Source organism: Glycomyces paridis, assembly GCF_004912155.1.
Lineage (GTDB): Bacteria > Actinomycetota > Actinomycetes > Mycobacteriales > Micromonosporaceae > Glycomyces > Glycomyces paridis.
The window spans coordinates 1-15,638 of the sequence record NZ_STGX01000005.1; the positions used below are offsets into that span (position 1 = coordinate 1).

Here is a 15,638-nt window from a genome sequence, read left to right on the forward strand (position 1 = left end):
AAGACGCTCATGTTCGGCGCCACTCCCACAGCGCCGCAACGAGAACGGGGACCAGCGCACCTTCTTGTCGGTGCGCCTTTATCTCTAACCCTAAGCGCCCCAGCCCTACCGAGCCAGCTCCCAAACCAACAACCGCGGCAGCACGCCTCCCCATCCGAACCCGACCCGCTAACTCAGCCAGCGCCGCCAGCGCCTCTTTGGCCTCGGCCGCCACGGGCGCCCTCATGCCGTCGGCGCCGAGTTCGAGGACGGCTTCGAGGGCGCGGCGCCGGGCCTCGCGCAGGGCGTCCGCTTCGGCGGTCTCGACGTCGGGGACGACGCCGACGCCTTCCCAGTTGCCGCCTGAGACGGGGCTGACGGAGCGGGCGGTCGGGATGGTGACCTCGAGGTTGGTGTCGACGCGGAAGGCGTGGCGGGGGTGGGCGCCGCCGCGGGTGCGGGTGCCGACGACCTCCGCGCGGCCGCGCTCCTGGAGGTCGAAGCTGAGGGCCTCGCCGCCGGAGAAGGTCTTGGCGCCGGTGAGGACCCACAGGGGCTTGGTGCCGCCGAACTTGGGGCCGGGGACGTGCGCGGTCCACAGCTGCTTGAGGGAGTCGGGGTCGCGGTGGGCGAGGCCGGAGAGCTGGACCGGCTCGTCGTCGGTGAGGAAGCTGTAGACGAGCGCGACCGTGGTCGGGTCGGCGCCGAGGCAGTCGCGCAGGTCGATGATGAGGGCGTCGGTGCCGGCGAGCAGGTGCATGGCGGCGGTGAGCTGGTCGCCCGCGACCGAGGGCGGGAACATGAGCGGTTCGATCTTCAGGAGTCCGACGTTGCCGGGCAGGCGCTCGGCGCGCTGGACGCCGCCGCTGGTGAGGGCGCTCCACTCGGCCATCTGCCGCATCTGGGTGGCCTCGTCGTCGTGGGTGTCGCTCAGTTCGGTCTCGCTGTACTTCAGGCGCAGGTGGAGGTCGCGGTTCACCGCCTGCAGGTCGGGGGTGACGAGTTCGGCGAGGGCGGCCTGGTCGGCGCCGTCGTAGCGGCCTTCGGCCGCGGCGGCGGTGAGGACCGCGATGATCTCGGCGGCGGCCTCGGGGAACACGTAGTGCTCGTCGAGGAGGCGGGTGATGTTCGAGATGACGTCGGTGGCGGCGGTGGGCATCGGAGTCCTCCAGCGGTCGGCGGGTCGGTCAGTAGTAGTGAACCACCGATTTGACAAAGCGTCCAGACTCTTGGACACTTAATTTCATGACGGCACCCGAGGAAGAGATCACCATCGCCTCCGCCCAGGAGTACCGGGCGCTCGGCCATCCGGTGCGCCACCGGCTCCTGTTCGCGCTCGCGCAGAAGCCCGCGACACTGAGCGGCCTCGCGGCCGAGCTCGGGATCAGCAAGGGCAGCGCCGGGCATCACCTGAAGATCCTGCGCGAGTCGGGCCTGGTCGTGCCCGACCGCGCCAGGCAGGTCAGGGGCGGGACCGAGCAGTACTTCAGGCGCGCGGCGAAGCGGATGCGCTACGAGACCGGCGAGGCGACGCGGGCCGCGATGGCGGCCGTGGCCGAGGAGGTCCTCTCCGACGGCGCCGACCCGTTCCTGACCGTCCGCAACGTCCGGTTGAGCGAGGAGCAGGCCGAGCGGCTGCGCCGCACGCTGGAGGACATGGTCGAGGAGCTGTCCGACGAGGAGGGCGGGGCCAGGCACGGCGTCATCGTCGGGGTGTACCGGCCCGGCGGACGCGACGGCGCCGCGTAAAACGGTTGTGCACCGTGGGGCCGGTGGTGTGTGATCTGGGCATGGCAACGGAGTTGAATCGACCACGAGTCGACGAGATGGACGCGGCGGTGGCCGCCATGCGGGAGTGGCAGATCCAGGGGGCGCCCATGCAGCTGCACCCCGGTGACATCGCCTGGTACCGCCAGTTGGGCGCGGAGACCGCCGCCGCCGCGGTGCGGACCTGGAGCCGGGACGGGCGGCTGCTCGCCGTGGGCCTGCTCGACGGCCCCGACGTGCTGAGGATGACCACCGCGCCCGACGCGCGGCAGGACCGCGAACTCGCCGAGAGGGTCGTGGCGGACGTGGTCGACCCCGACCGCGGCGTCCTGCCCGAGGGGGCGGTCAACGTCGAGGCGCCGATGGACTCGCTGCTCCAGGAGCTGCTGCCCGAGCACGGCTGGGTGAGCGAGGACCCGTGGACGCCGCTGCGCCGCGACCTCGCCGACCCCGTCGAGGACCCGGGCCTGCGGATCGCGGTGACGGACGAGGCGCTGGCGCCGGTCCAGACCGCCGTGCACCGTTCGGCGTTCGGGTCGCCCGGGTTCACGGTCGAGCGCTGGCGCAACATGGCCGCCGGGCCGATGTTCGCCGACGCCCGGTGCCTGCTCGCCTACGACGCCGACGGCGAGGCGGTCGCGACCGCCACGGTGTGGTCGGCCGGGCCGGGCAGGCCGGGGCTCATCGAGCCGATGGGGGTCCACGCGGACCACCGCGGCAAGGGCCACGGCAGGGCGATGAACCTCGCCGCCGCCGCGGCGCTGCGCGAGATGGGCGCTTCGAGCGTCATCGTCTGCACCCCGAGCTCCAACCCCGGCGGGGTCGCCGCGTACGCCTCGGCGGGCTTCCGGATCCTCCCCGAGGTCCGCGACCTGTGCCGTAAGGACTGAACGCGAAGGGGACCCGCTCCGGCGGGTCCCCGATACAGTTTCAAAGAATATGTTGACATGTTTCAATAAGTTTTGGTAGCGTTTCCATCGCTCGGCGATCCCACGCCTTGCGGAACGCCAAGGACCGCAAGGCGACCGACGCACTCCACCCCTCCGATGCGGCGGCCCCGGCCAGGGCCGCTCGGCAAGGTGCGCGACATGACCAGACTGTCCGAACTCGACCGGCGATCGGTGGCCGCGCTCCTGGCGCTCGCCGTCGCGGCCTTCTGCTTCGTCACCGCCGAGACCATGCCGGTGGGCCTGCTCTCGGAGATCGCCGCCGACCTCAAGGTGCCGCCGTCCCAGGTGGGCCTGCTCGTGACCGGGTACGCGATCACCGTCGTGGTCGCCACGCTCCCGCTGGTGCGAGCCGTCGCCCGCGTCCCGCGCCGTCCGCTCATGCTCGTCCTCATGGCCCTCATGGTCGCCGCGACCGCGTTGTCGGCCGCCGCCACCGGCTACTGGATGCTCCTGGGCGCCCGCGTGCTCGGCGCCCTGGCCCAAGCGGTGTTCTGGGGCGTCGTCGCCCCGGTCGCGGCGGGCATGTTCGCCGTCGGTGTGCGCGGGCGCGTCATGGCGGTGGTCTTCACCGGCGGGTCCCTCGGACCGATGCTCGGCGTGCCCGCCGGGACCTGGCTCGGCCAGGTCGCCGGATGGCAGGCCACGTTCCTCGCGCTCGCGGGCCTGGGCCTGCTCGCGCTCCTCACCCTCGCGGCGGCGCTGCCGTCCCGGCCGACGCGCAACGAGCACGCCGGGCGGGGCACCACGCCCGACGCCCGCCGGTACGCGCTCGTGCTCGCCACGAGCGTGCTCACCGTGGGCGGGTTCTTCGCCGTCTTCACCTACACCGCCGAGTTCGTCACGGCCGTGGCCGGGATCGCCGCGGCGCTCATGGGGCCGCTGCTGCTCGCCCGCGGGATCGTCGACTTCGGAGGGATCGCCGCGGGCGGCATCCTCTCCGACCGGAACCAACGCCTCGCGGTCCTGCTGCCCTCGGTGCTGCTCACGGCGACACTGGCGGCGATGTTCGCGCTCGGGACGAACCCGTGGGTCGCCGGCGGCGCCGTCGTGGCGACCGGCCTCGCGATGGGCATGTACACCCCCGCGATCCAGAACCGGGTCATGGAGTTCGCGCCCGGCGGCACCGACACCGCCTCAGCGGGCAGCTCCATCGCCTACAACGTGGGCATCGCCCTCGGCTCGGGCCTCGGCGGCCTCACCATCGCGCAGTTCGGGACGCGGGGCATCGCGCTCACCGGGGCGCTCATGGCCGCCGCCGGACTCGCCGCCGCGCTCGCGACCTCGGCGACGGTGCGGCGGCGGGAGACTGTGGGAGCGTGAGGCCCCGCAAGGCTGGCAAGCGTTGACATGACATTGAGTTATGTCTATTCTTCAAACTTAGTGAACGTTCGAAAGCCGCAGCGAAACCATCGGCCGCTCCCCCGCCGGGACGCGCCGAACGGCTCCAGAACGGATCCCTCCCGAAGCCCGCGGGCGTTCCCACGGACGACCCGGGCCTCTCACCGGCAGCAGAGGAAAGAGGATCCATGACGTCACGAGACAACCGAACCGGTTCAGCCACAAAGAGATCGATCAGCAGGCGCTCGCTCCTGGCCGCCGGCGCCATCCCCGTCATCGCCGTCGCCGCACCGGCGACCGCGCAATCGGGCGTGACCGTGAACCCCGCGGCCTCCCGCCAGACCATCCGCGGCTTCGGCGCGATGAACCACACCGTCTGGATCGCCGACCTCACCGCGGCCCAGCGCGAGACCGCCTTCGGCAACGGCGCGAACCAGCTCGGCTTCACCATGCTCCGCATCCCCGTCCACGAGGACCGCGCCAACTGGAGCCGCGAGGTGGCGACCGCCAAGCGCGCCTCCGAGCTCGGGGCCCTGGTCTTCGCCTCGCCGTGGAACCCGCCCGCGTCGATGACCGAGACGTTCTCCGGCGGCAAGCGCCTGCGCTACGACCAGTACGGCGCCTACGCCGCGCACCTCAACGACTTCTACGAGTTCATGGGCGACAACGGGGTGGACCTGCACGCCGTGTCGGTCCAGAACGAGCCCGACTACGCGCACGACTGGACGGCCTGGACCTCCGCCGAGATCGTGCGGTTCCTGCGCGAGAACACCGCCGCCATCGGCACGAAGGTCATCGCGCCCGAGTCCTTCCAGTACCGCAAGGTGCTCTCCGACCCGATCCTCAACGACGCGCAGGCGCTCGCGAACACCGACATCCTCGGCGCGCACCTCTACGGCACCCAGCCCGCGGACTTCCCGTACCCGCTGTACCAGCAGAAGGGCGCGGGCAAGGAGCTGTGGATGACCGAGGTCTACTACCCCAACAGCAGCGACTCGGCCGACCTGTGGCCGCAGGCCCTGGACGTGGGCGAGCACATGCACCGCGCCCTCGTCGACGGCCAGTTCCAGGCGTACGTGTGGTGGTACCTGCGCCGCTCCTACGGCCCGATGCGCGAGGACGGCCAGATCAGCAAGCGGGGCGCGAACATGGCGCACTTCGCGAAGTTCGTGCGGCCCGGCTACGTGCGCGTGGACGCGACGGCCACGCCGCAGTCGAACGTGTACACCTCGGCCTACCGGGGCCCGGACGGCAGGGTCGTCGTGGTCGCGGTGAACAAGTCGGGCTCGGCGGTGAACCTGCCGGTCACGATCCAGGGCTCCACGGCGACGAGCGTGTCCTCCTGGCGGACCAGCTCCGCGGGGAACCTCGTGGCTCAGAACCCGATCGCGGTCTCCGGCGGCGCGTTCACCGCCTCCCTTCCGGCGCAGAGCATCACGACGTTCGTGACGGGTGAGGGAAGCGTCGACCCCGATCCCGACCCCGAACCGGGCGGGTCCTGCCAGGGCCGCGTCGAGGTCGTCGGCGACTGGGGCTCGGGCTGGCAGGGCAAGGTCTCGGTGACCGCGGGCGAGGAGGCCGTGGACGGCTGGAACCTCAACTGGACGTGGCCGGGCGGCCAGCAGATCACCAGCGCGTGGAACGCCGACTGGTCGCAGACGGGTTCGGCGGTCTCGGCCTCGGACATCGGCTGGAACGCCCGCATCGAGGCCGGCCAGACCCGCGAGGTGTTCGGTTTCGTCGCGTCGGGCCCGGCGACCGCGCTCGACCTCTCCTGCTGATTCCCCCGGAAGGCCCGCCCGCGCCCTCGCACGAGGGCGCGGGCGGTTGCGTTCAGCGCTTGGCGGCGAGCCAGCCGCCGTCCACGGGCAGTTCGACGCCGGTCACGAAGGCGGCCTCCTCGGAGGCGAGGAACGCGACGGCGGCGGCGACCTCCTCGGGCCGGCCGATGCGCCCCAGGAGCGTCTCGGTCCCGGCGTGGACGATCTCCTCGGGCGTGGTGTCGGCCCAGTGCGTGGTGAGGATCGGGCCGGGTGCGACCGAGTTGCAGCGGACCTCGGGGGCGTATTCGACGGCGAGCTGCCTGACGAGCGCGGTGAGCCCGCCCTTGGCGGCGGCGTACGCGGTGTAGCCGGGCTGGGTGCGGTGGGCGTGGACCGAGGAGACGGCCACGATCGCGCCGCGGTCGGCCCGCAGCGGGCCGATGCAGGCCTTGACGCCGAGGTAGGCGGCTTTGAGCGTGACGTCGTGCGTGAGGTCCCAGTCCGCTTCGGACAGCTCGTGGGGCGCGCCGTTGACGCTGGCGAAGGCGTTGGAGACCAGGACGTCCAGGCGCCCGTGCGCTTCGAGCACGGCCTCGGTGAGGGGCGCCCAGTCGGCGGCGCTCGCGGCGTCGGTGCGGTGGAAGCGGATGCGGCCCCCGGAGGCCTCGGCGAGGCGTGCGCCCGCGTCCTCGTCGGTGTCGGCAACGTACACGACGGCGCCCTCCTCGGCGAGCCTGGCGGTGCAGGCGGCCCCGATGCCCTTGGCGCCGCCGGTGACCACGGCGACCCTGCCTTCGAAACGGTTCATCGCGACACGGTAGCCCCGCGGTCGCCGGGCGCGCCAGGGGCCGCGAATGCGCGCGTACGCGTGCCGCGGGCCGCGTGCGGGTACAGACTGGTCCGGGACGAAGGGGGAGCCATGTCGGATCAGCCGTACGACGCCAGCGAGCAGGAGGTCTTCGGATTCGTCGACGACGATGACGAGGGCGCGACCGACGAGTCGCTGGAGGAGGACATCCTCGACGCCCGCGACTACAGCGAGGCCGACCGCTTCGGCATGACGCCCGCCGAGGAGCGCCGCGGCGGGTCCCTGGAGGAGGAGCTGGCGGCCGAGGTCCCCGACGAGGTCGCCGAACCGCTCGACCGGGACCCGGGCGAACCGGTCCCCGACGAGCCCCCGGGCGACTACCCCGAGCGGCCCTGAGCAAAGCGCCCGCCGGTGGTCCGGCGGGCGTTTCGCGTGCCGGGGCTTCGCGTCGCGGACGCGGCGGGGCTCACGTCGTTTCAGGATCGTTGACGCGCCCGAACTGCTGTACGCTTCCGACTGCCCATCGCCGTCGCCTCACGGCCGGGTGCCACGCAGTGGTCCCCCATGCCCGCCGTGCTGTCCGCGAGACCCTCGCGCAGCCCCCGCGAACGAGGTGTCGCCCATGTCCGCGCCAGCCGCGAGACCGTCCGATTTCGACCCCCGCTCGGTGGCCGCGCTCGTCGCGCTCGCCGTCGCGGCCTTCTGCTACGTCACCGTCGAGACCGTGCCGGTGGGGCTCCTCGGCGAGATCGCCGGGGACCTCGACGTCTCGCAGTCGCAGGTCGGCCTGCTGGTCACCGGCTACAGCGTCACGGTCGCGATCATCACGCTGCCGCTGGTGAAGCTGGTCGCGCGCATCCCGAGACGGCCGCTGCTGCTCGTGCTCATGGCGGTCATGGTCGTCGCGACCGTGTGCTCCGCGGCCGCCTCCGAGTACGGGGCGCTGTTCGCCGCGCGCGTGGCGACCGCGCTGAGCCAGGCCGTGTTCTGGGGCGTGGTCGGGCCGGTCGCCGCCGGGATGTTCCCGGTCCGCGTGCGCGGGCGGGTCCTCGCGGCGGTCTACACCGGCGGCTCGATCGGCCCGATGCTCGGCGTCCCGGCCGCGACCTGGCTCGGCCAGCGCGCAGGCTGGCAGGCGGCGTTCCTGGCGCTGGCTGCGGCGGGTCTGCTGGCGCTGGTCGTCGTGGCGGTCGCGCTGCCCGCGAAGCCGACCCGGAACGAGCACGCGGGGCGCGGCACGACGCCGGACGCGCGCCGGTTCGCCCTGGTGCTGGTGACGACGGTGCTCGCGGTGGCGGGGTTCTTCGCGATCTACACGTACACGTCGGCGTTCATCACCTCGGTGGCCGGGATGTCGGTGGCGATGCTCGGGCCGCTGCTGCTCATGCGGGGCCTGGCCGACTTCGGCGGGATCGCGGCGGGCGGGTACCTCTCGGACCGGGACCAGCGCCTGGCGGTGGCGCTGCCTATGGTGCTGCTGACGGCGATCCTGGTGGCGATGTGGGCGTTCGGGACGAGCCCGTGGGTGGCGGGCGGGGCGATCGTCCTCACCGGTCTGGCGATGGGGGCGTTCAGTCCGGCGCTTCAGAACCGGGTCATGGAGTTCGCGCCGGGCGGCACGGACACGGCGTCGGCGGCGAGTTCGGTGGCGTACAACGTGGGGATCGCGCTCGGTTCGGGCCTGGGCGGTCTGACGCTCGCGCACGGCGGTGCGCGGAGCATCGCGTTGACGGCGGCGGTGTTCACGGCGGCGGCGCTCGTGACGGGCCTGTTGACGGCGAACACGGCGAAGGTCGAGGCGGAGCCGGTCGCGGTCGGGTCTTTAAGACGCGAAGGGGCGCGGGCCGAGGCCCGCGCCCCCGTTGTTCGCGTCAGGGCGTGACGATGTCGAAGGCGGTGTCGCCCGGGTCGATGACGGCGGCGAGGCGACCGAGGGCGGCCTGGTCGCCGGTGACGGTGATGCCGGCTGCTGCGAGCTGGTCGGCGTCGAGGCCGAATCCGGCGAGGCGCGGGAGCGCGCGGCGGTCGGCGGTGATGGTGACCTCGGCGTCCTCGCGTTGCGGCGCGGTCGTGTAGGTGAGGACGCCGTTGGCGAGTCGCACGCGGTAGGTCGTGTCGGCGTCGGGGACGACGACGTCGACGAGGACGCGTTCGTCCCAGGCCTTCGGGCCGTTGACCTGGATGGCGATGGCGTCGAAGAGCATCTCGGGCGAGAGCTGTCCGATGAGGTCGGGCGAGCTGGCGGCGGTGGGCGTGCCGAAGTTCCCTTCGCGCAGTTCGGTGGCGCCCGAAAGGTAGAAGTTGCGCCAGGTGCCGTTCTCTGCGCCGTAGCCGAGCTGCTCGTAGGTGTCGGCGAGGAGGTCGCGGGCGGCGGCGTGGCCGGGTTCGGCGAAGACGGCGTGGCCGAGGAGTTCGGCGGCCCAGCGGTAGTCGCCGGACTCGAACGCGGGCCGGGCGGCCTCCACGACCTTGTCGGCGCCGCCGAGGGCCTCGGTGTAGCGCTTGGCGCGCTCGACGGGCGTGTGCTGCCACAGGTTCGCGGGGTTGCCGTCGAACCAGCCGAGGTAGCGCTGGTAGATCGCCTTCACGTTGTGGCTCAGGGAGCCGTAGTAGCCGCGGGCGTTCCAGGCGTTCTCCAGGACCGGCGGCAGTTCCAGCTCTTCTGCGATCTCGGGGCCGGTGAGGCCCTGGTTGAGCATCCGGAGGGTCTGGTCGTGGACGTAGGCGTACAGGTCGCGCTGGTTCTCAAGGAAGGCGACGACCCGGTCGTGGCCCCAGGTGGGCCAGTGGTGGGAGGCGAAGACGACGTCGGTGTCGGCGCCGAAGAGGTCGATGGTCTCGGTGAGGTACTTGGCCCACACGTGCGGGTCGCGCACGACCGCGCCGCGGAGGGTGAGGATGTTGTGGAAGGTGTGGGTGGCGTCCTCGGCCGCGCACAGGGCCTTGAAGCCGGGCAGGTGGATGAGCATCTCGGAGGGCGCCTCGGTGTCGGGCGCCATCTGGAAGACCATGCGGACGCCGTCCACGGTGGCCTCCTGGCCGGTGGTGGTGACCTCGTCGGTCGGCGCGATGAGGGTGACGGTGCCGGTGGAGGTGGTCTGGCCGAGGCCCGCGCCGACGGCGCCCTGCGGTCCCCGGGCGAGGGCGGCGCCGTACATGTACCCGGCGCGGCGGCCCATCGCGGTGCCCGCGTAGACGTTCTCGGCTACGGCGTGCTCGACGAACCCCTCGGGCGCGAAGACCTTCACGGCGCCGGAGTCGACCTCTTCCTGGGTCACGATGCCCTTGACGCCGCCGAAGTGGTCGACGTGCGAGTGGGTGTAGACGACGGCCTTGACGGGCCGGTCGCCGCGGTGCTCTCGGTAGAGGTCCCAGGCGGCCTTCGCGGTCTCGGCGGTGAGCAGCGGGTCGATGACGACGACGCCTTCGTCGCCTTCGATGAAGGAGACGTTCGACAGGTCCATGCCGCGGACCTGGTAGATGCCGGGGACGACTTCGAAGAGGCCCGCGGTGGCGTTGAGCCGGGACTGGCGCCACAGGCTGGGGTTGACGGTGTCGGGCGCGTCGCCTTCAAGGAAGGCGTAGGTGTCGTTGTCCCACACGGTGTCCCCGGCGTCGTTGGCGACCGCGCCGGGTTCGCGTCGGCCGACGAGGCCGCGGCTCGCGTCCTCGAAGTCCTGGGTGTCGGAGAACGGGAGCCTGCCGAGCAGCTCGCGCTGCCCGGCGGCGATGGAGGCGGAGGCCGGCTTGGATGCAGTCATGGCGCCAGTCTCACACCGGAGCCGGTCGATCGCCTGGTGAACGGCGATATCCGGTCACTCGGTCTTGCGGTCGGGGACGGCGAGGCCGATGAGCCATCCGGCGACGGCGACGATGAGCGCGCCCCAGAACGCCGACCAGAAGCCGTCGATGGCGAACGGCAGTCCCATCTGGTCGGCGATCCAGGCGGTGAGCAGGAACAGCAGGCCGTTGACGACGAGCGCGGCGAGGCCGAGCGTCACGACGTACACGCAGCCGCCGACCTTGCGCACCAGCGGCTTGATCAGCGCGTTGACGAGGCCGAAGACGAGGGCCACGCCGATGAGGGTGAAGGCGTTGCGCACCGGGCCGGAGCCGTCGAGCTCGATGCCGTCCACGATGAGCACCGCCAGGGCGAGCGCCGCGGCGGTGACGAGCGTGCGGGTGAGAAAGCGCATCGCCCTCCCCCTTCGGTTCAGCCCAGGAGCTTGGCTTTGGCGGCGGCGAACTCGGCGTCGTTGAGGGCCCCGGCGGCGTGGAGCTGCGCGAGGCGGTCGAGCTGGGCGATGACGTCGTCGCCGCCGCTCGGCGCGGGCGGCGGCGCGGCCTGCTGCTCGCGGTAGGCCTGGGCGTCGGCCTGGGTCTGCTCGCGGTTGTTCGCGGCGCGGTTCATGGAGCGGTTCACGGCCCCGGCGGTCCCGGCGATGACGGCGGTGCGCGCCATCGTGCCGAGCAGTCCGGGTCGTCCGACGCGTCGAATCATCTCGGTGCCTCCTCTAGTTCCCGGCGAGTTCGGTGATGGCCGCGGCCGGGACGCGCTCCCAGTCGAGCAGGTTCCCGCCGACGCCGCGGATCGCCTCGGACAGCGTCGACGCCCACGAGTGCTCGAACAGGAGCATCCCGATCGCGGTGTCCGGCTGGAGCTCCTCGGCGATCGCCTCGGCGTCCTCCGCCGCGAGCAGCCCCGCCGGTTCGCCCACGAGCGCGGCCAGTCGCTTGTCGACGTTGGCGGCCTCCAGCCACTCGACCGACCCGTCCGAGCCGCGGCTGACCAGCAGCGCGTCGAGCACGTTGATCGTGCCGTCCCCGTCGAGCCGTTCGAGTTCGGTCAGGACCCGGCCGTCGAAACGGTTCCCCGAGAACTCGACCAGTACCAGGTCCACTGGCGCCTTGCCCGTCATGCTCGCCTCCCGACTGGGACCGCGTCCTCGCAGGTCCTGCGTCGGACGCTACACCGGACGGAGCCGGGCGCCGGCCGTTTCGCCGCATCCGATCGGCCCGTCAGAACGTCTTGGGCAGCGCCAGGAGCACCACGGCCGCGCCGACGAACACCACGGCCGAGGCGATCGCCAGGAAGTGCTGGGAGCGGCGGGTGCGGGCGCGGCCCGCGACGCCCGCGAAGAACAGGGCGAGCGCGAGGATCACGGCCATGAACACGTAGTTGTCGGAGCGCTGGTTGAACTCGTGCGCCTCCTGCGTGAACGCCTCGGCGCGCGAGACGAGCTCGGCGGCGCGGGCGTCGGATTCGAGAACGTACTCGGGCATGTCGAACGGCGTCGCCGGGGCGGCCGGGTCGATCAGGGGGTGCGTGGCGATCCAGGCGTCGAAGGCGGGCTTGAACTCGGGGCGGAAGCGCTCGTAGAGGAAGCCCGAGACCTCGTCCGGGTTCGGCGCGTAGTCCCCCTGCGGGCGCGGCGAGGTCCCCGCGACGATCTCCCGCTGGAGCGCCTCGAGCCAAGAGGTGTACGCGACGGTGTCGGTGAGCCGGTCCTGGCCCGCGTCGGTGCTGGCCTTGGCCGACTCGGTGCGGGCCGCCCCGGCGTCGGCGAAGGCGATGGCCTGGAAGCCGCTCCACTTCGCGCTCTGGAATCCCGCCCAGGCGGTGCCGACCGCCGCGAGCGCCATGATGATCGTCAGGGCCAGGTCGATCCACCGCGGCATCGCCGCTCCACCGTCGTCGTCCACCGCACCGGCCTCCGTCCCGAATGGTCTGGACTGTAGCGGCCGAAAGCCCCGGCAGCGGCCGAATCGGGACGCGCGCAGCGAACACATTCGCGCGGTTCGCCACCTTAGGGCGCCCGTGGGGCGAAGATCGGTAGTTGACGGCAGGGAGGTTGTCATGGGGTCTACGACTCGCGGGCGCGGCGGCACGGTCGCCGCCGCGCTGCTGCTCGGGCTCGGCGGGATCGGGCAGGCGGCCAACGGGATCGCGGCGGTCGCCTCGGGCGGGTACGTCACCGCGCCGCCCGGCTACACGTTCGAGTTCAGCATCGCGGCGTGGGGCTGGGTGCACCTGGCAATCGGGGTGCTCGCGATCGTCGTGGCGGTGGGGCTCTTCCGCGGCGGGCGGCTCGCGCGGATCCTCGCGTTCGCGCTGGCGGCGGCCTCGCTCGTGTCGAACTTCCTGTGGCTGCCGATCGAACCGGGCTGGTCGGTCGCGCTCATCGCGCTCTCGGTGTTCGTCCTGTGGGCGGTGACGACGGCCGGCGAGCCGCTGTTCGCGCGGAGCGAGGGCGGCCGGTAGGACCGCCGGGGAAGGGTGAGGAGGCAGGCGATGGAGCGGCTCCCCGAAATGCTGGCGCTGCGCGAGACCCGCGGTCTCGCGTGGCTCCGGGCGATCCCGCTGGTGCTCATCGTCATCATGGTCCCCGTCGAGATCTTCACCTCGACGGTGGAGCTGTGGGCGGTCATCGCGGCGATGCCGCCGCTGGCCGCGCTCGTCAACGGCCCCAAGATCACCACCGTCGTCTCGGCCGCGTCCGTCGTGGCCTGCGTGACGCTGGAGACGATGGACCTGGGCGCGAACATCGAGGACGGGCACTCCGAGCTGCTCACCGTCGTCCTCATCGGCGCCACCAGCGTCCTCATCGCCTACCTGCGGGACCGGGTCGTGGCCCGGCTCCTGAGCATCGAGTCGGTCGCCGAGGCGGCCCAGCGGGCGCTGCTGCCGGAGCTGCCCAAGCGGATCGGGCGGATCGAATGCGCCGCCAGGTACCGGGCGGCGACCGCCGACAGCAGCCTGGGCGGGGACTTCTTCGACCTGCTCGACACGCCGTGGGGCATCAGGGCCGTCCTCGGCGACGTCTCGGGGCACGGGCTCGACGCCGTCATGACGACCGCCGCGATCCTGGGGTCCTTCCGGGAGGGCGCGCTCGACGACGTCGACCTCAACGCGCTGAGCGTGCGCCTGGAGCGGCGCATGACGATGTGCAACCAGTACCGCGGCGACTGGACCGAGGAGTTCGCGACGACCCTGCTCATGGCGTTCGACCGCGACGGGTCCACCGTGGAGATCCGCAGCTTCGGGCACCACGTGCCGCTGCTGGTGCGCGGCTCGGAGGTCCTGCCGGTCGCGCTCGACCCCGCGCCGCCGCTGGGGCTCGTCGGCGAGCACCACGTGGAGGCGACCTCGGTCGGCCGGGCGCTGGCGCCCGGGGACCTCCTCGTGGCGTTCACCGACGGGCTGCTGGAGGCCCGCGACCGCACCGACCGGCTCTACCCGCTGGAGGACCGCCTCCGCGAGCGCGTGGCGGCGGGACCGCCGTTCACGCACCCGTCGGAGGCCGTGGAGTTCCTGTTCGCCGACGTGAAGGCGCAGGGGCACCGGCTCACCGACGACGCGGCGGCGCTGGTGCTCAGGATCAGGGGCCCCGAGGACGGGCCGGCGGTCAGGAGGGCGAGTTGACCTCGCCGAGGACCACCGCGAGCGCCCAGATCACGAACACGTTGAACGCGATGATGAGCAGGGCCCACAGCGGGTAGTACGGCATGAAGAAGAACTGGTTGAGCGTCGAGACGATCACCAGGCCGATCCCCGCGCCGTACGCCCACGAGCGGCCCAGGAGCACGAACACGCCGACGAGCGCGACCAGCGCGCCGAGGACGACGTGGATCCAGCCCCAGCCGGTGGTGTCGATCGCGAACGTGTACTCCGGGAGCCTCACGTACAGGTCGTCGCGGGCGATCGCCGCGACGCCCTCGAAGAGCTGGAACAGCCCCGAGGTGATCATGAGGCTGCCGCCGACCACCGCTCCCGCGGTCGCCCAGGCGAGTCTTCCGTCGTCGCTCATCTTCGGCCCCTCTCCGCTCCGCCGCGGGCCGCGGCGCTGTCGCTCCTGTGTAGCGCCTCCGGGGGCGGGCGGGGACGGAATCGCGGAATCGGCTCAGGTCCGGTCGAGGCGCGGCAGGACGGTGGCGCGGACGATGAGCTGCACGGCGGCGCAGGCGGGCACGGCGACGAGGACGCCGAGGACCCCGGCGACGGCGCCGCCGACGAGGACGCTCGCGACGGCGGCGAGGCTCGACACCTGCACGGTCCGGTTCATCACCCGCGGGTAGATGAAGAAGTTCTCGAGCTGCTGGTAGCCGATGAAGAACGCGACGGCGACGAGCGCGGCCGGGAGCGAGACGGTCAGGGTGACCAGGGCGCAGACGACGGCGCCGAGGGTGGCGCCGACCTGCGGGATGAGGTCGAGGCCGGCGACGACGAGGGCGAGCGCGAGCGGGTAGGGGGTGCCGAGGACGAGCATGAGGAGGAAGGAGCTGACGCCCGCGCAGATCGCGACGAGCACGGCGCCGGTGAGGTAGCCGCCGACCTTGTCGAGCACGCCGTCGGCGAGTTCGCGGCCGTCGGCGCGCTTGGAGGCGGGGGCGAGGCGGAAGGCGCCGTTGAGGATGCGGTCGTAGCCGACGAGGAAGTAGAGGGTGAGGACGCCGACGGTGAAGACGATGAAGAACGCGCCCGCGACCGAGACGGCGCCGCCGATGACGCCGGAGGCGAGGGACTGCACGCGGTCGGGCGTGAGGTACCCGGCGAACTGGTCGAACAGGTGGTACCGCTCCTCGAAGTCCTGGACGGCGTCGGTGGAGGCGAGCCAGCGCACATAGTCGTCGAGGGAGCCGACGAGCCCGGCGATCTCGGTGACCGCGACGGGGACGACGATCGCGCCGAGGAGCGCGGCGGCGAGGAGGCAGCCGAGGAGGACTGCGGTGACGGCGAGGCCGCGGCGCAGGCCCTTGCGGACGAGGAGGGCGACGCCGCGGTTGAGGCCGGTGGCGAGCAGCCAGGCGACGAGGAACATGACGAGGACGGTGCTGAGGACGGGCAGGAGGAGCGCGGCGGCGACGACCACGGCCCCGCCGAGGCTCGCGAGGAGCCCGAAGCGGAACGGGGACCGCATGACCAGGGGCGGGGCGGTGCGGTGCGGGCGCGGCCCGTCCGATCCCCGCCACCGCCTCGACCCGTTCACGGCCGGTCCCCTCTCGCAGCGCCCGGATGGACCGGGCCTCCAGATC

General features: G+C 72.4%; 17 protein-coding genes and 1 pseudogene. 9 read left to right on the forward strand and 9 right to left on the reverse strand.

The window, feature by feature from the left end; translation table 11 throughout:
- Window positions 1-7: 7 nt before the first annotated feature.
- The gene (locus E9998_RS07995) at window positions 8-1,138 is read right to left on the reverse strand and encodes a S41 family peptidase (RefSeq protein WP_136529191.1); all 1,131 of its coding nucleotides are present in this window, start codon (window positions 1,136-1,138) and stop codon (window positions 8-10) included.
- Between the two features lie 86 nt (window positions 1,139-1,224).
- Between E9998_RS07995 and E9998_RS08000 the strand changes: the two genes are divergently transcribed.
- The 5 genes and pseudogenes from E9998_RS08000 to E9998_RS27020 all read left to right on the forward strand — a co-directional run bounded on the left by E9998_RS08000 (window position 1,225) and on the right by E9998_RS27020 (window position 5,815).
- The gene (locus E9998_RS08000; RefSeq protein ID WP_204745320.1) at window positions 1,225-1,728 is read left to right on the forward strand and encodes an ArsR/SmtB family transcription factor; all 504 of its coding nucleotides are present in this window, start codon (window positions 1,225-1,227) and stop codon (window positions 1,726-1,728) included.
- 41 nt (window positions 1,729-1,769) lie between these two features.
- Window positions 1,770-2,636 carry a GNAT family N-acetyltransferase gene (locus E9998_RS08005; RefSeq protein WP_136529192.1) on the forward strand — a complete coding sequence of 289 codons (867 nt, stop codon included), beginning with the start codon at window positions 1,770-1,772 and terminating at the stop codon, window positions 2,634-2,636.
- Between the two features lie 198 nt (window positions 2,637-2,834).
- On the forward strand, window positions 2,835-4,016 hold the full coding sequence (locus E9998_RS08010; protein ID WP_158299733.1) for an MFS transporter: 1,182 nt from the start codon (window positions 2,835-2,837) through the stop codon (window positions 4,014-4,016).
- A 206-nt stretch (window positions 4,017-4,222) separates the two neighbouring features.
- Window positions 4,223-5,488: pseudogene (gene xynC, locus E9998_RS08015) on the forward strand (glucuronoarabinoxylan endo-1,4-beta-xylanase XynC); the annotation flags it as partial.
- Complete coding sequence (locus E9998_RS27020; RefSeq protein WP_476729801.1) at window positions 5,480-5,815, forward strand: cellulose binding domain-containing protein; 336 nt, start codon at window positions 5,480-5,482, stop codon at window positions 5,813-5,815. The pseudogene xynC and the gene E9998_RS27020, both read left to right, overlap by 9 nt.
- 52 nt (window positions 5,816-5,867) lie before the next feature.
- Here E9998_RS27020 and E9998_RS08020 read toward each other — a convergent pair whose 3' ends face one another.
- Window positions 5,868-6,605: an SDR family NAD(P)-dependent oxidoreductase gene (locus tag E9998_RS08020; protein ID WP_136529195.1), complete on the reverse strand. Its 738-nt coding sequence runs from the start codon at window positions 6,603-6,605 to the stop codon at window positions 5,868-5,870.
- 111 nt (window positions 6,606-6,716) lie between these two features.
- On the opposite strand from E9998_RS08020, the gene E9998_RS08025 reads away from it, so the two are divergent.
- Window positions 6,717-7,001, forward strand: a complete 285-nt coding sequence (locus E9998_RS08025; RefSeq protein ID WP_136529196.1) for a hypothetical protein — start codon at window positions 6,717-6,719, stop codon at window positions 6,999-7,001.
- A 226-nt stretch (window positions 7,002-7,227) separates the two neighbouring features.
- Complete coding sequence (locus E9998_RS08030; protein ID WP_136529197.1) at window positions 7,228-8,487, forward strand: MFS transporter; 1,260 nt, start codon at window positions 7,228-7,230, stop codon at window positions 8,485-8,487.
- On the opposite strand, the gene E9998_RS08035 is transcribed toward E9998_RS08030, so the two are convergent.
- The 5 genes from E9998_RS08035 to E9998_RS08055 form a co-directional block, all read right to left on the reverse strand.
- Window positions 8,477-10,366 (reverse strand): alkyl/aryl-sulfatase, encoded by a 1,890-nt coding sequence (locus E9998_RS08035; RefSeq protein ID WP_136529198.1) that lies wholly within the window; start codon window positions 10,364-10,366, stop codon window positions 8,477-8,479. The genes E9998_RS08030 and E9998_RS08035 overlap by 11 nt on opposite strands.
- Before the next feature lie 54 nt (window positions 10,367-10,420).
- A complete protein-coding gene (locus E9998_RS08040; RefSeq protein ID WP_136529199.1) occupies window positions 10,421-10,801 on the reverse strand; it encodes a phage holin family protein in 381 nt (126 codons plus the stop codon).
- A gap of 17 nt (window positions 10,802-10,818) precedes the next feature.
- Window positions 10,819-11,106, reverse strand: a complete 288-nt coding sequence (locus E9998_RS08045) for an SHOCT domain-containing protein (RefSeq protein WP_136529200.1) — start codon at window positions 11,104-11,106, stop codon at window positions 10,819-10,821.
- A gap of 13 nt (window positions 11,107-11,119) precedes the next feature.
- Window positions 11,120-11,524 carry a DUF6325 family protein gene (locus E9998_RS08050; RefSeq protein WP_136529201.1) on the reverse strand — a complete coding sequence of 135 codons (405 nt, stop codon included), beginning with the start codon at window positions 11,522-11,524 and terminating at the stop codon, window positions 11,120-11,122.
- Window positions 11,525-11,624: 100 nt separating this feature from the next.
- Window positions 11,625-12,308 carry a hypothetical protein gene (locus tag E9998_RS08055; protein ID WP_136529202.1) on the reverse strand — a complete coding sequence of 228 codons (684 nt, stop codon included), beginning with the start codon at window positions 12,306-12,308 and terminating at the stop codon, window positions 11,625-11,627.
- Between the two features lie 154 nt (window positions 12,309-12,462).
- On the opposite strand from E9998_RS08055, the gene E9998_RS08060 reads away from it, so the two are divergent.
- Window positions 12,463-12,867, forward strand: a complete 405-nt coding sequence (locus E9998_RS08060) for a DUF7144 family membrane protein (RefSeq protein WP_136529203.1) — start codon at window positions 12,463-12,465, stop codon at window positions 12,865-12,867.
- A 30-nt stretch (window positions 12,868-12,897) separates the two neighbouring features.
- Window positions 12,898-14,028, forward strand: coding sequence for a PP2C family protein-serine/threonine phosphatase (locus E9998_RS08065; RefSeq protein WP_136529204.1), 1,131 nt, complete (start codon window positions 12,898-12,900; stop codon window positions 14,026-14,028).
- Here the strand turns inward: E9998_RS08065 and E9998_RS08070 are convergent.
- Both E9998_RS08070 and E9998_RS08075 read right to left on the reverse strand, forming a co-directional pair.
- Window positions 14,012-14,413, reverse strand: a complete 402-nt coding sequence (locus E9998_RS08070) for a DUF7144 family membrane protein (RefSeq protein WP_136529205.1) — start codon at window positions 14,411-14,413, stop codon at window positions 14,012-14,014. The two genes, E9998_RS08065 and E9998_RS08070, sit on opposite strands and share 17 nt — an antisense overlap.
- Before the next feature lie 93 nt (window positions 14,414-14,506).
- Entirely contained in the window at window positions 14,507-15,592 is a 1,086-nt protein-coding gene (locus E9998_RS08075; RefSeq protein WP_136529206.1) for an AI-2E family transporter, read from the reverse strand.
- Window positions 15,593-15,638: the final 46 nt, after the last annotated feature.

Excerpts from the sequence above, each read along its gene's own strand:
- E9998_RS08045 (WP_136529200.1), bottom strand. The coding sequence starts at position 11,106 with ATGATTCGACGCGTCGGACGACCCGGACTGCTCGGCACGATGGCGCGC.
- E9998_RS08010 (WP_158299733.1), top strand. The coding sequence starts at position 2,835 with ATGACCAGACTGTCCGAACTCGACCGGCGATCGGTGGCCGCGCTCCTG.
- E9998_RS08025 (WP_136529196.1), top strand. The coding sequence starts at position 6,717 with ATGTCGGATCAGCCGTACGACGCCAGCGAGCAGGAGGTCTTCGGATTC.
- E9998_RS08020 (WP_136529195.1), bottom strand. The coding sequence starts at position 6,605 with ATGAACCGTTTCGAAGGCAGGGTCGCCGTGGTCACCGGCGGCGCCAAG.
- E9998_RS08070 (WP_136529205.1), bottom strand. The coding sequence starts at position 14,413 with ATGAGCGACGACGGAAGACTCGCCTGGGCGACCGCGGGAGCGGTGGTC.
- E9998_RS08030 (WP_136529197.1), top strand. The coding sequence starts at position 7,228 with ATGTCCGCGCCAGCCGCGAGACCGTCCGATTTCGACCCCCGCTCGGTG.
- E9998_RS07995 (WP_136529191.1), bottom strand. The coding sequence starts at position 1,138 with ATGCCCACCGCCGCCACCGACGTCATCTCGAACATCACCCGCCTCCTC.
- E9998_RS08050 (WP_136529201.1), bottom strand. The coding sequence starts at position 11,524 with ATGACGGGCAAGGCGCCAGTGGACCTGGTACTGGTCGAGTTCTCGGGG.
- E9998_RS08065 (WP_136529204.1), top strand. The coding sequence starts at position 12,898 with ATGGAGCGGCTCCCCGAAATGCTGGCGCTGCGCGAGACCCGCGGTCTC.
- E9998_RS08005 (WP_136529192.1), top strand. The coding sequence starts at position 1,770 with ATGGCAACGGAGTTGAATCGACCACGAGTCGACGAGATGGACGCGGCG.
- E9998_RS08000 (WP_204745320.1), top strand. The coding sequence starts at position 1,225 with ATGACGGCACCCGAGGAAGAGATCACCATCGCCTCCGCCCAGGAGTAC.
- E9998_RS08040 (WP_136529199.1), bottom strand. The coding sequence starts at position 10,801 with ATGCGCTTTCTCACCCGCACGCTCGTCACCGCCGCGGCGCTCGCCCTG.
- E9998_RS08035 (WP_136529198.1), bottom strand. The coding sequence starts at position 10,366 with ATGACTGCATCCAAGCCGGCCTCCGCCTCCATCGCCGCCGGGCAGCGC.
- E9998_RS08060 (WP_136529203.1), top strand. The coding sequence starts at position 12,463 with ATGGGGTCTACGACTCGCGGGCGCGGCGGCACGGTCGCCGCCGCGCTG.